The following is a 12,903-nucleotide window of genomic DNA, read 5'->3' on the forward strand; positions in this document are numbered from 1 at the left end:
ATCAATCACGGGCAAATCCGCGCGTGCTGCACGCGCGCTGCATTTACGCCGCCACACACTTTGCCGCCGTTCACGAGACGTTGCGCCCCTGTGCTTTTGTGCGGTCGTCGCGAGCGCGCCAGCGCGGTTTCTCCTCCAGTTCAGAACGACAATGGCACTCATCGTACATAAATACGGCGGCACTTCGATGGGCTCCGTCGAGCGCATCAAGAACGTCGCCAAGCGCGTCGCGAAATGGCATAAGGCCGGTCACAAGATGGTAGTCGTGCCGTCGGCAATGTCCGGCGAAACGAACCGCCTGCTCGGGCTCGCGAAAGAGATCACGACTCAGCCCAGCCCCCGCGAACTCGACATGATCGCCGCCACGGGCGAGCAGGTCAGCTCGGGTCTGCTCGCCATCGCGTTGCAGGAAGCCGGCGTCGACGCGGTCAGCTACGCCGGCTGGCAAGTGCCGGTCAGGACAGACAGCGCGTTCACCAAAGCGCGCATCAGCGAGATCGACGGCGAACGCGTTCTGCGCGATCTCGACGCGGGCAAGGTCGTGGTGATCACGGGCTTCCAGGGTATCGACCCTGACGGCAACATCACCACGCTCGGCCGCGGCGGTTCCGATACCTCGGCGGTTGCGGTCGCGGCTGCGTTGAAGGCGGACGAGTGCCTGATCTATACGGACGTCGACGGCGTGTACACCACCGACCCGCGCGTGGTGGAAGAGGCGCGTCGGCTCGACCGCGTGACGTTCGAAGAAATGCTGGAAATGGCAAGCCTGGGTTCCAAGGTGCTGCAGATCCGCTCGGTGGAATTCGCCGGCAAATATCAGGTGAAGACGCGCGTGCTGTCGAGCCTGACCGATCCGCTCATCCCGCTCGACACTGAAATGAAGTCGGGCACCCTGATTACTTTTGAAGAAGACGAGACCATGGAAAAAGCAGTCATCTCGGGTATCGCGTTTCAGCGCGATGAAGCTCGCATCGCCGTGATGGGTGTGCCCGACAAGCCGGGCATTGCGTATCAGATTCTCGGCCCGGTGGCGGACGCGAATATCGACGTCGACATGATCATCCAGAACCAGAGCGTCGAAGGCAAAACGGCTTTCACGTTCACGGTGGGTCGCGGCGATTATCAGCGCGCCATGGACATTCTCACGAACCAGGTGAAGGGTCACGTTCAGGCCGAACAGGTGCTGGGCGATCCGAAGGTGTCGAAGGTTTCGGTGGTGGGCGTGGGCATGCGTTCGCACGTGGGCATCGCGAGCACGATGTTCCGCACGCTGTCGGAAGAGGGCATCAATATCCAGATGATCTCGACCTCCGAAATCAAGATTTCGGTGCTGATCGACGAGAAGTATATGGAGCTCGCGGTGCGCGCGCTGCATAAGGCGTTCGAACTGGATCAGGCTTAATTCGACGCAAACGGCGGGGCGTACACGAGCGCCCCGGTCGTTTATATCTGTTTGCGCGGCTGTGCGAAAAAAATCCCAATTCAATGACGATATTGGCACAAAAAGCGTTCGTCAGACATTGACCTTGGCGGTTCGGCCCGCTATTATCTTGGCTTCGTCGCGCTGACTCCCTGCGCGACCGAAAGTTTGGGAGACGTGGCCGAGAGGTCGAAGGCACTCCCCTGCTAAGGGAGCATCTGGGCCAAAACCTGGATCGAGGGTTCGAATCCCTCCGTCTCCGCCAGTGATGGTGGCGAAACCCCGTAAGTCGGAAGACTTACGGGGTTTTTGTTTTGTCGGTCGCGTAATGAGCGGCTATCGGTGCTCAGTTTGCGAGCCCTTACGTGGACGAACAGCGCACAATAAACAAACCCACGGGCGCCTGCTTTGCGGGTGTGAAGGTGCGCATCACTCGCCAGCGTATGGTCGGAGAAATCGCCCGACACAGTGGCGCGGACATAGCAGCCGGAGTAACGCCCGGCCGCCCGTGGCACGTTCCCGGCCACGCGTCACCACAACCGTGCGGCGGAACGCGCCTGGAAGTCGATTTTCGATTGATACGCCCGATTCGAGTCAGCTAAAGGCAAGGCAGTCGATCCGACGAACCCGTCGAACCCGAGGCACCGTCAATGCTCATCAAGGTCAGCGGCACCGAAGGCTATGCGCAAGAAGCCGGGAGTCTTATCCGGCGATGGCAGAGCATTTCATTCGCCGACCAGCACTCTCAGGTTCTACACCTGTTGCCGGACGCCCCGTCGCGCGTTCTCGACATCGGTGCGGGATCGGAACGGATGCAGCTGCGTTAGCAGCGATGGGGCACACGGTGGTAGCCGTCGAACCGGTCGACGAACTGCGCACTGCAGCCATCGACTTGCATCAGTCGTCGCGCATCGAATGGATTGACGACAGTCTCCCCGATCTGCGCATCATCAATTCGATGAACGAAACGTTCGACGTGATCATGCTGACTGCGGTGTGGATGCATCTCGATCACGAACAGCGGCGCCGCGCGATGCCTCGCGTGAGTTCTCTTCTACGAGAGGATGGCGTGCTGATCATGTCGCTGCGCCATGGGCCCGTTCCGCACGGGCGTCGCATGTTCGACGTCGCGCCAGAAGAAACAATCGAGCTTGCACGCGTTGCGGGTTTGCAAGCCGTATTCCGTGTCGTTACCCCGTCGGTCCAACAGGCGAATCGAAATAGCGGAGTGACATGGACGCGACTCGGCTTCGAGAAACGCATCACGCTTACGGCATAGATATCTCAGGGCCCCCTGAGGTGAGGCACTTCGGAAACTCACTGCCAGTCCGCCAGCAGACAGACCGTTAGGGCCGCGCGGTCATCGCGCGCTTGACATACAGGTCGATGAAGTCTCAATCGGAGATTCCGGACTGCATCGATACGCCGCGTACGGCAAGCAGCAGTTTGTCGACAAATGCCCCCGTAGAACGCAGACCCCTTTCCTCCGGAGACCACGAGCGCGCTCTGAGTCGACGCATTAGCGAGTTCAGACGCTGTGGTCCTTGCCATCGGCGCCTGCATTAGCACGATCACTGAGATCAGCCAACTCAGCGCGGTCCGCCACGTTGCACACCAATCGGCAAAGCGCCGGGTGGCAAGTCAGCGCCTGCGCAGCCGCGTGGTCACAGGAAGCGACGCCTTGCGCCAGCGTGCGGCCGTTCAATGCCGCACATAAAGGACCGCAGGGACCCTTTTCGCGGCAGGCCGCAAGCGTTGCGGACAGCGCTTGCTCGCCCAAAGGATGCGCGTAGTTGGCTGTCAGAAGATCGTCGAACAGACGCGGTGATTGCGAATAGTCTGCCGGAACGGCTTGGTTGTCGGAGAGTCGGGTTGCAATCTCCAGAACCTCACGTTCGATCTCCTGCAAGAACGCTTCAGAAAGCTTGAGGTCTGGTGTATGACGCGAGACCCAAAGCTGCGCCGACTCTGTGAAATGCGCAAATGAGAGCCACTTCCCGTCAATCTGCATGCACGCCAGCTCCTGAGCGACGAGGTCGCTCAACAAAAACACTTTCATTGCCTATCTCATCGTTATGCGCGGCGGTGCGCCTGTCTGGTCGACGAGTATCAGTGCGTGAGTTCGTCGCAAAAATGGGAGGATTCTCATTTGAGCGGGCCATGTTCGTGATTAGGTAGCGAGTAAGAAGCCTGGCGTGCGGTCGTTATAGCGTTCTGGATTCCTGACGTTCCGCTGTCTTCTGCAGATCCTTCGCCAGCCGCTCCAGATAAACCCAAGGGAAGATTCCGCGCTCATGCCCGTCGTCGAACACGAGTTGCAGACCGTAGCCCGACGGCCGCGCGTCGAGCAGCTTCACGTCGGATGACGACGATGGCGTATCTCCATCGAGCCTGCGCTTGCGACACTGTGCGCACATGCATGACGAGCGCAGCACGGCAAACGGCAACTGGGCGACCGCACCGTCCGGCCAGCGCATGGACAGGCTTGCACTAGCCGCGTCGATCGCCGCCAGCTCGGGCGCGTTCATCGTATGCGCCCGGCGATCTGCGCCAGCGCGATGCGCACCGCCTTGCGTACCTCCGGGTCCGCGTCGGTTCGTGCGGCTTCGAGTGCGGTGAGCATCTGCGCATCGCTCGTTTCGCCGATTTCGCCGAGCGCAAGCGCGGCTTCCTTGCGCACGTTGCTAATCGGATGCGAGAGCAGGGCGGCGACGTGCGTCGCGCTGGCGGCGTCGCCGATCTGACCCAACGCGCGCAGTGCCCGCAAACGTACTTGCCAGTAGGCGTCGCCGAGTGCTTCGATAAGCGCATCGCGCGATTCGGCGGCGCGCAGTTTGCCGAGCGTCGTGGCAGCTTCTTCGCGCACCTGCCACGCGTCGTCGTGCAGGGCGGTGAGGAGCGCCGCCGTTGTCTCGGCTTGGGCCGGCGGCGCGAAGCCGAGTGCCGCAGTCGCGGCGCGCCGGATCGATGCATCGGCGTCGCCGGTCGCAAGAGATGCCAACGGGCTAAGCGCAACGGAATTCTTCAACCATCCCAGGACGCCGACGGCTTCGGCGCGCACGTTGGCGTCCGCATCGGCGAGTGCCTGCAGCGCGGGTGCAAGCGCGTCCGCGACCCGCAGCTCGCGCAGCGGGCGCAACAACGCCGAACGCACGAACGGCTCGGGTTGCTTCAGCCACTCAAGCAGTATCGCGCCAGACGACGCCTGCTTGAGTTCCGACAGGCTCTGCGCGGCGCTCGCGCGAACCTCGGCGTCGCGATCGAGCAATGCGTTGCATAAAGCGTCCACCACGTCGTCGCGCTCCCATGAAGCAAGCAAACGGGCCGCTTCGCCGCGCACCTCTGGCGATGTGTCGCGCCGTAGCGCTGCGACGATGGGCGCTACGACGCAGACGTCCTCGAGATCGGCGAGTTCGATCAGCGCAATGCGGCGCACGACGGCATCGTTATCGGCGAGCCGTGACAGAAGGGCGGCTGCTTCCCCGGGCATGGTATCGAGCGGATCGCCCGGATTGGTCGGGTCGGTCGGATCGGTCGCGTGGGACATGGATGGACTTGAATGGAAAGAAGGAACGTCGCGCATCGCTCAACGCAGAAGATATGGAATGGACACTTTCACCGCGCCCGTCGGACAATCCTGTTCGCAAGGCATGCAGTACCAGCACTCGTCGAACTGCATATACGCCTTGCCTTTTTTCATGTCGATTGCGAGCAGATCGAGCGGGCAGACATCGACGCATACAGTGCAGCCTTTTTCAGCAATGCACTTGCTTTCGTCGATCGTGACGGGGGCTGAACTGCGCTGGAAAATATCGTGCGGCGTAAAAGACATCGTGTTACTCCGTCAGGCGGTTGCGGGGTCGAGGGCGGGCTCGCCGATACGCAGGCTCCGATAGGCATCGCGTTCGTTTTCGTCGAGCGCGACGATATAGGGTTCGACCGCACGCTTTTCGCTCGTCATGCGGCCATTGGCGTCCTTGCGCAGATGCGTATGGCAGAACCATTGCTCATCGTCGCGCTGTGGGTAATCCACGCGATGGTGGTAAAGACCCCAGCGGCTCTCGGTTCGAAAAAGCGACGCACGTGCGGCCATTTCCGCGCAATCGCGTATCGCACGCACCTCTGCCGCGCGCATCAGTTCGTGTGGATGATTCGCCGATATCGATTCGATATCCTCAGTGATTTCCGCAAAGCGTTGCAGGCCGATTTCCATCTTGCGTGTAACCTTCGGCGGTTGCAGGTAATCGTTGACCATGCGGCGCAGCTTGTACTCGACCTGCGCGGGCGCGATGCCGTTCTCGCGCTCGAACGGCGCATAAATGCGCGCCCGTTCCGCGTCGATCTGTTCTTCGTCGACGGCGGCGTGTTCGCGGCCCGCTACGTACTCTGCCGCGTTGTGACCCGCGAACCATCCGTAGGTAAACGCGCCGAGCATGTAGTTGTGCGGCACTGCCGCCATGTCGCCGGCGGCATAGAGGCCCGGCACGGTCGTCTCCGCACGCGCATTGACGTACACGCCCGACGCACTGTGCCCGCTGCAAAAGCCGATTTCCGAAATGTGCATCTCGATCATCTGTGTGCGGTAATCGGTGCCTCGTCCTTCATGAAAGCGGCCGCGGCTCGGACGCTCGTTGGTGTGCAGAATCTGTTCGATCGTCTGGATCGTTTCTTCCGCGAGATGGTCGAGCTTCAGGAATACAGGCCCATTGCCGCTTTGCAGTTCCTGATAGAACTCCCACATCATCTGGCCGCTCCAGTAATCGCATTCGATGAAGCGTTCGCCCTTGCCATTCGCAGTGAAGCCGCCGAGCGGCCCTGTCACATACGCGCAAGCGGGGCCGTTATAGTCCTTGATGAGCGGGTTGATCTGGAAACACTCGAGGTTCGCGAGCGCGGCGCCTGCGTGGTAGGCCATCGCGTAGCCGTCGCCGGCATTAGTCGGGTTTTCGTATGTGCCCATCAGGTAGCCCGATGCCGGGAGCCCGAGCCTTCCCGCGGCACCGCAACTCAGGATGACGGCTTTAGCGCGCACCACGTAAAAGTCGGCCGTGCGGCAATCGAAGCCCAGCACGCCGCAAACGCGCCCTTGCGAATCGGTCAATAGCCGTGTGGCAACGATCCGGTTGGTGATCGCCACACGGGCGCGTTTAAGCTGCCTGTACAGCACTTTCTTGATGTCGTGGCCCTCGGGCATCGGCAGCACGTATGAGCCCATGTGATGCACTTTCTTTACCGCATAGTCGCCGTTGCCGTCCTTTTCGAACTTGACGCCCCAGCGGTTCAGTTCCTCGATCGTCGTGAAACTATGGCGCGCGTACGCATACACGGCCTCCTGATCCACGATGCCGTCGTTCGCGATCGTGATCTCGCGTGTGTACTGTTCGGGCGTCGCGTGACCGGGAATCACGGCGTTGTTCAGACCGTCCATGCCCATCGAAATCGCGCCGCTGCGCTTCACGTTGGCCTTCTCGATCAGCAATATCTTTAGCGACGGATCGCGCTCCTTCGCCTTGATGGCGGCCATCGGGCCCGCCGTTCCACCGCCGACCACCACGACGTCGTAGTCGAGTACATGTGTGTTCATCGTGCCTCCATTGCGTTTTTGCTGCTCTCTTGCAGGTCTTTTTCGCGGTCGATACGCAGCCGGTACTGAAAGGCGTCGCCGCGGAAGTACAGGTATTCGAAATCGACCGGCTGACCCGACGCGTCATGCGTGAGTCGCTCGATACGCAACACGGGGCTGCCTTCTTCGACGCGCAATGCGTCGACGATGTCGTCGTGGGCGAGGATCGCGTCGATGGATACATCGGCATAACCTAGCGACACACCACAGTCGTTTTCGAGGATCAGGAATATGTCGCGTGTCGTGAGGTCCGCGTTCGCGAGGCGCTTGCCGAGCGCCTGCGGCACCCACGTCAATTCGAGCGACACCGGTTCGCGATTGAGCAGCCGGACACGATGAATCTCGGTGACAGGCGCGCCCTCGGCAAGGTTCAGACGCGCGGCAATGTGGCGTCCGGCTTCGACAGTTTTGCAACTGCGCAGCTGGTTGACGATTTCATGGCCCATCGACGACATGGCCTCTGCAAAGCCCTGCAGCGACGCGACGTTCTGAAACGCCTTGGGCTTCGAGACGAACGTGCCCTTGCCATGCAGCTTGAATAGCAAGCCTTCCTTGTGAAGATCGCCGAGCGCCTGGCGCACAGTGATGCGGCTCACGTCGAACATGCGGCACAGTTCGTGTTCCGACGGCATCTGCGAATGCGGCGCATAGCTGCCGTCGAGTATGCGCTCGCGCAGGACGTCCTTGATCTGCGCGTAGAGCGGAAGAGGCGCGGCCGATACGGTTGGCGAATCGGCGGGCACCGGCACGAGAGTCGTTTTCGACATTGCTCAAACTTGTTATGACAAGATGACGTGCAGTCTAGTAAGACGTCGTCTCGTTTCAAACCAAGCTTTTCTGCTATGTATTTCTCGCCGGGCAGCTAGGCTGTCGCGTTGAGGATTTCGACGCTTTGGCTTGGAACAGCGTCGAATGTAACGACACGTAACGTCCCGCGCCGCCTGCGATCTTATGCATCAGTTATTACAAAGTTGAAATACGCCGTTCGCGACCTTGCGCTATATTTCCGCCAACAACACATTCTTCCAAGGGTAATCCATGAAGTCCGCTCGTTTTGTTCCGCTTGTGATCGGGGTTATCGCGTTGGGCGCGTCGAGTGCCGCAATGGCCGGCGGGGTCAACATCGGGGTCAATATCGGCATTCCCGCGCCGGTGTATGTCGCGCCGGCGCCTGTGTATGCGCCGCCTCCGCCGCCTCCGCCGCCCGTCGTGTATCAGCCCGCGCCCGTCTATTACGGCGCTCCGGCTATCGTGATCGGCTGGCATGGAGACCGCTACTGGGACGGCCGCCGCTACTGGGCGCGCAACGACTGGTATCGTCATCATCCCCCCGGCCGTTACGACTACGGTCGCGATCACTACGATCATCATCGCGGCTGGCATTGAACGCTGGACGAACTGTAGTGATGATAAAAACCGCCCCGATGGGCGGTTTTTTCATGCTCTCGCGCATCGCTTGATCGGATCTGCGCAATTGCCGTTCGCGCACAAACACTGCGCGTCAGACGACACCGTGAGAAAGCGCACGCTTGTGTTGGGCGAGGCCTTCGCGAGCCGATCGCGGCATCTTCGCTAATCGCGCGTCCGCCTCATGAGTGGCAGTCGCAGCTACGGTTTGCGCGGGTTTATTGGGTAGAATTCCGTGACAACGCAATTGCCCACTGATCACCAAGGCGCTTATGACAACTGGCTCGCGACGGGTTTCATCGCCTCGTGCATGTGAATGCACGATTTCCAGGCCTTCGTGTGTCGGTCCCGCGCTCGTGTCCCGTTCATCGCGCAAGGCCCGTGTCGCTATCTTGTGCGGCGCGCTGGCCGCCGCCGGCTGGTTCGCAGCGCCGCAAGCGCACGCGGTGTATGCGATTGCGCAGTACGGCGAGCCGAAATATCCAGCCGACTTCAAGCACTTCGACTACGTCAATCCGAATGCGCCGAAGGGCGGCACACTCGTACTGGCCAATCCGAGCCGCCTCACCAGCTTCGACAAGTTCAATCCGTTCACCTTGCGCGGCAACACCGCGCCCGGTGTCGACCTGCTGTTCGAGAGCCTGACGACCGGCAGCAGCGACGAGGTGGCTTCCGCGTATGGACTGCTCGCCGACGATATCAAGGTCGCGCCGGACGGCTTGTCGACCACATTCCATATCAATCCGCACGCGCGGTTTGCGAACGGCGACCCGGTCACCGCGGAGGACGTCAAGTATTCGCTCGACACATTGAAGAGTCCGCAGGCCGCGCCGCAATTCATGTCGATCTTCGGCCAGATCGTCCGCGCGGTGGTTGTCGATCCGCACACCGTGCGGTTCGAGTTTCAGCACCGTAATCGCGAGTTGCCGTTGCTCGCCGGCGGCATGCCGGTGTTCTCGCGCAAGTGGGGATTGAAGCCGGACGGCAGCCATATCCCGTTCGATCAGTTGGCGTTCGAAAAGCCGGTCACGAGCGGCCCGTATCTGATCGAGCGCTACGACAACGGACGCACGATCACGTACCGGCGGAATCCAGACTATTGGGGCGCGGCACTGCCGGTGCGTGCGGGCACGCACAACTTCGATCGCATCGTCTACAAGCTGTATTCCGATAACGTCGCGCGACTGGAGGCGTTCAAGGCCGGCGAATACGATGCGCTCGTCGAGTACGTCGCGCGAAACTGGGTGCGGCGCGACGTCGGCAAGAAGTTCGACAGCGGCGAGCTGATCAAGAAGGTGTTCGCGCAACACAACGGCACGGGCATGCAGGGCTTCATGTTGAACACGCGGCGGCCGTTGTTCAAGGACGTGCGCGTGCGCAAGGCGCTCGATCTCGCGCTCGACTTTCAATGGCTGAACCGGCAATTGTTCTTCAATCAGTACACACGTATCGACAGTTTCTTTGCCAACACCGATCTGCAGGCCAAGGGCCTGCCGTCGCCAGGTGAACTGGCGCTGCTCGAACCGTGGCGCGCGAAGCTCGATCCGGCGGTTTTCGGGCCGCCGCCGAAGCAGCCCGACACCGACCCGCCTGGCTCCTTACGCGCAAATCTGCTGCAAGCACGCGCGTTATTGCAGCAGGCCGGATGGACGTATCGCGACGGCGCGCTGCGCAACGCAAAGGGCGAGCCGTTCGAGTTCGAGATACTCGACGACTCAGGGTCGGCCGCGCAAATGGAGCCGATCGTCGCGACGTTCATTCGAAACCTGAAAAAGCTCGGCATCACCGCAACGTTTCGCGTCGCCGATTTTGCCGTGTATCAGAAGCGGCTCGATGCATTCGACTTCGACACGACGACGATCCGCATGCCCGACGTACAGGTGCCCGGCTCCGAACAGATCGAGCGCTTCGGCAGCAAGGCGGCGGACACGAACGGCTCGGACAACATGATCGGACTGAAGTCGCCTGCGGTCGATGCGATCCTGCGCGCACTCGTGCAGGCGCAGTCGCGCGAGCAACTGCTCGACGCGACGCATGCGCTCGATCGCGTTCTGATGCATGGCTACTACGTCGTGCCGCACTGGTACAGCGCTACGCATCGCGTGGCGTTCAAGCGCGGGCTCGCGTGGCCGTCGACGCTGCCCCTGTACTATGGAGCCGAAGGCTGGATTACATCGACGTGGTGGTTCGCGCAGCCGCAAGCAGCAACGCAGGCACAGCCGCAGTAACGTAGCGGCAAATTTGCTCACTCGGTCCCCGCTATCGCTATTCATACCTCGCCCTCGCAACGGAAACGCCCGCCATGTGGAGCTACATTCTCAAACGACTGCTGCTGATGATCCCGACGCTGCTCGGCGTGCTGACACTCACGTTCGTCGTGATCCAGTTCGTGCCCGGCGGCCCCGTCGAACAGATGCAACACGAACTGCGCAAGGGCGCGGAGGGCGCTGTGCCGTTCGGTCTGCGCGCGCATAACGGTGTCGACGCGCAGCAGGTCGCGCAACTGAAAGCGCTTTATGGTTTCGACAAACCGCCGCTCGAGCGCTACGTGTTGATGCTCAAGCGGTTTTCGACGTTCGACCTTGGGCAGAGCTATTTCCGCCATCAGAGCGTGTGGTCGCTGATCGTATCGAAGCTGCCGGTGTCGATCAGCATCGGCTTATGGACGTTCTTTCTCACGTATCTGATTTCAGTGCCGCTCGGCATCGCGAAAGCGGTGCGCAACGGCTCGCGCTTCGATATCGCGACGAGCCTCGTGGTGCTGATCGGTTACGCGATTCCGGGCTTTGTGCTCGGCGTGCTGCTGCTCGTGCTGTTCGGCGGCGGCACATTCCTGCAGCTCTTTCCGTTGCGCAATCTCACGTCGGATAACTGGGCGCAACTGAGCGTCGTGGGCAAGATCCTCGACTACTTATGGCATATCGCGTTGCCGATCACGGCCTCGGTGGTCGGCAGTTTTGCGGTAATCACGATGCTCACGAAGAATGCGTTTCTGGACGAGATTCGCAAGCAGTACGTGCTGACCGCGCGCGCGAAGGGTCTCTCCGAAAAACGCGTGCTGTGGAAGCATGTGTTTCGCAACGCAATGTTGCCGCTGATCGTCGGCTTTCCTGCTGCGTTTATCGGCGCTTTTTTCACAGGCAGCCTGCTGATAGAGACGCTTTTTTCGCTCGACGGTCTCGGCTTGCTGTCGTATGAATCGGTCGTGCGGCGCGATTACCCGGTCGTGCTCGGCACGCTGTACCTGTTCACGTTGATCGGTCTCGCGACGAAGCTGGTGTCCGATCTTTGCTATGTGTGGGTCGATCCCCGCATCCAATTCGAACAACTGGAACGCTGATGAATCGAGCCCGCCTTTCAGCCGATGCAGCGGCGCGCGTCGAACCCGCGCGTGCATTCGTCTCGCCTTCGCCCGCGCGCCGTGTATGGCGGCGCTTTCGCCAGCAGCGTCTCGGTTACTGGAGCCTCATCATATTCGTGGTGGCCTTTGCCGCGAGCCTTGCGGGTCCACTCTGGTCGAACGACAAGCCGCTCGTGGTGCGCTACGACGGCCACCTCTATTTCCCGCTTTTCAGGACCTACGCGGAGACCACGTTCGGCGGAGATTTCCCAACGCCTGCCGACTATCTGGATCCCTACATCAAGCAGCGTTTCGACGCGCCCGGCAACTTCGCCGTGTATCCGCCGAACCATTACTACTACGACACGCTGAACTATTTCTCGAAGGCGCCCAACCCGGCGCCGCCTTCGCGTGAAAACTGGCTCGGCACCGACGACCGCGGCCGCGATGTTTTCGCTCGACTGCTGTATGGCTTTCGCGTTTCCGTGGAGTTCGGGCTCGTGCTGACTTTCATTGGAACGATACTCGGCATTGCCGCCGGCGCCGTGCAAGGATATTTCGGAGGACGTACCGATATCGTCGGGCAGCGTCTGATCGAAATCTGGAGCGCGTTGCCGGAGCTCTATCTGCTGATTATTTTTTCGTCGATCTTCGAGCCGGGTTTCATTCTGCTGATCGTGCTGCTTTCCCTGTTCGGGTGGATCGGCTTGTCCGACTACGTGCGGGCGGAGTTCCTCCGCAATCGGCAGCAGGATTACGTGCGCGCGGCGAGGGCGATGGGCCTGTCGAACTGGCAGATCATGTGGCGGCACCTTTTGCCCAACAGCCTCACGCCCGTGATCACGTTCCTTCCGTTTCGTATGAGCGGCGCGATTCTCGCGCTAACCAGTCTCGACTTTCTCGGCCTCGGCGTACCTTCGCCGACGCCGAGCCTCGGCGAACTGCTCGCGCAGGGCAAGGCGAATCTCGACGCGTGGTGGATCTCGTTGTCCACTTTCGGCGTGCTGGTCGCGATGCTGTTGCTGCTGACCTTCATGGGCGACGCGCTGCGTAATGCGCTCGATACCCGCATCTCCGATGCAATGCGCGCTGGGGGCAATCAGTGACCGCTCA

At 61.0% G+C, this 12,903-nt stretch carries 11 protein-coding genes, 1 tRNA gene and 1 pseudogene; 7 read left to right on the forward strand and 6 right to left on the reverse strand.

From position 1 onward, the window contains the following. Positions 1 to 151: 151 nt before the first annotated feature. The 3 genes and pseudogenes from JMY24_RS04360 to JMY24_RS04370 all read left to right on the forward strand — a co-directional run bounded on the left by JMY24_RS04360 (position 152) and on the right by JMY24_RS04370 (position 2,699). Positions 152 to 1,402: an aspartate kinase gene (locus JMY24_RS04360; protein WP_128595339.1), complete on the forward strand. Its 1,251-nt coding sequence runs from the start codon at positions 152 to 154 to the stop codon at positions 1,400 to 1,402. 189 nt (positions 1,403 to 1,591) lie between these two features. Continuing rightward, a tRNA-Ser gene (locus tag JMY24_RS04365) sits at positions 1,592 to 1,685 on the forward strand. Between the two features lie 385 nt (positions 1,686 to 2,070). Then, positions 2,071 to 2,699: pseudogene (locus JMY24_RS04370) on the forward strand (class I SAM-dependent methyltransferase). A 249-nt stretch (positions 2,700 to 2,948) separates the two neighbouring features. Here JMY24_RS04370 and JMY24_RS04375 read toward each other — a convergent pair. The 6 genes from JMY24_RS04375 to JMY24_RS04400 form a co-directional block, all read right to left on the reverse strand. Then, complete coding sequence (locus tag JMY24_RS04375) at positions 2,949 to 3,479, reverse strand: hypothetical protein (protein ID WP_128595338.1); 531 nt, start codon at positions 3,477 to 3,479, stop codon at positions 2,949 to 2,951. A gap of 145 nt (positions 3,480 to 3,624) precedes the next feature. Next, a complete protein-coding gene (locus JMY24_RS04380) occupies positions 3,625 to 3,948 on the reverse strand; it encodes a DUF971 domain-containing protein (protein ID WP_128595337.1) in 324 nt (107 codons plus the stop codon). Continuing rightward, the gene (locus JMY24_RS04385; RefSeq protein ID WP_236597313.1) at positions 3,945 to 4,967 is read right to left on the reverse strand and encodes a HEAT repeat domain-containing protein; all 1,023 of its coding nucleotides are present in this window, start codon (positions 4,965 to 4,967) and stop codon (positions 3,945 to 3,947) included. The genes JMY24_RS04380 and JMY24_RS04385 overlap by 4 nt, the downstream gene beginning before the upstream one ends. Before the next feature lie 39 nt (positions 4,968 to 5,006). Continuing rightward, on the reverse strand, positions 5,007 to 5,252 hold the full coding sequence (locus tag JMY24_RS04390; protein ID WP_020065580.1) for a 4Fe-4S dicluster domain-containing protein: 246 nt from the start codon (positions 5,250 to 5,252) through the stop codon (positions 5,007 to 5,009). Between the two features lie 12 nt (positions 5,253 to 5,264). Further along, the gene (locus JMY24_RS04395) at positions 5,265 to 7,004 is read right to left on the reverse strand and encodes a fumarate reductase/succinate dehydrogenase flavoprotein subunit (protein WP_128595335.1); all 1,740 of its coding nucleotides are present in this window, start codon (positions 7,002 to 7,004) and stop codon (positions 5,265 to 5,267) included. After that, positions 7,001 to 7,810 carry a GntR family transcriptional regulator gene (locus JMY24_RS04400; protein ID WP_128595334.1) on the reverse strand — a complete coding sequence of 270 codons (810 nt, stop codon included), beginning with the start codon at positions 7,808 to 7,810 and terminating at the stop codon, positions 7,001 to 7,003. Before JMY24_RS04400 ends, JMY24_RS04395 begins: the two co-directional genes overlap by 4 nt. Before the next feature lie 271 nt (positions 7,811 to 8,081). Here JMY24_RS04400 and JMY24_RS04405 point away from each other — a divergent pair, with 271 nt between their 5' ends. The 4 genes from JMY24_RS04405 (at position 8,082) to JMY24_RS04420 (ending at position 12,896) form a co-directional block, all read left to right on the forward strand. After that, positions 8,082 to 8,429, forward strand: coding sequence for a hypothetical protein (locus JMY24_RS04405; RefSeq protein ID WP_128595333.1), 348 nt, complete (start codon positions 8,082 to 8,084; stop codon positions 8,427 to 8,429). 377 nt (positions 8,430 to 8,806) lie between these two features. After that, complete coding sequence (locus tag JMY24_RS04410; protein WP_413231216.1) at positions 8,807 to 10,678, forward strand: extracellular solute-binding protein; 1,872 nt, start codon at positions 8,807 to 8,809, stop codon at positions 10,676 to 10,678. Between the two features lie 74 nt (positions 10,679 to 10,752). Further along, on the forward strand, positions 10,753 to 11,790 hold the full coding sequence (locus JMY24_RS04415) for a microcin C ABC transporter permease YejB (RefSeq protein WP_020065585.1): 1,038 nt from the start codon (positions 10,753 to 10,755) through the stop codon (positions 11,788 to 11,790). Continuing rightward, positions 11,790 to 12,896 (forward strand): ABC transporter permease, encoded by a 1,107-nt coding sequence (locus JMY24_RS04420; protein ID WP_128589567.1) that lies wholly within the window; start codon positions 11,790 to 11,792, stop codon positions 12,894 to 12,896. The genes JMY24_RS04415 and JMY24_RS04420 overlap by 1 nt, the downstream gene beginning before the upstream one ends. Positions 12,897 to 12,903 lie beyond the last annotated feature (7 nt).

Origin of the sequence: Paraburkholderia kirstenboschensis (assembly GCF_904848585.1) — a bacterium.
GTDB lineage: Bacteria > Pseudomonadota > Gammaproteobacteria > Burkholderiales > Burkholderiaceae > Paraburkholderia > Paraburkholderia kirstenboschensis.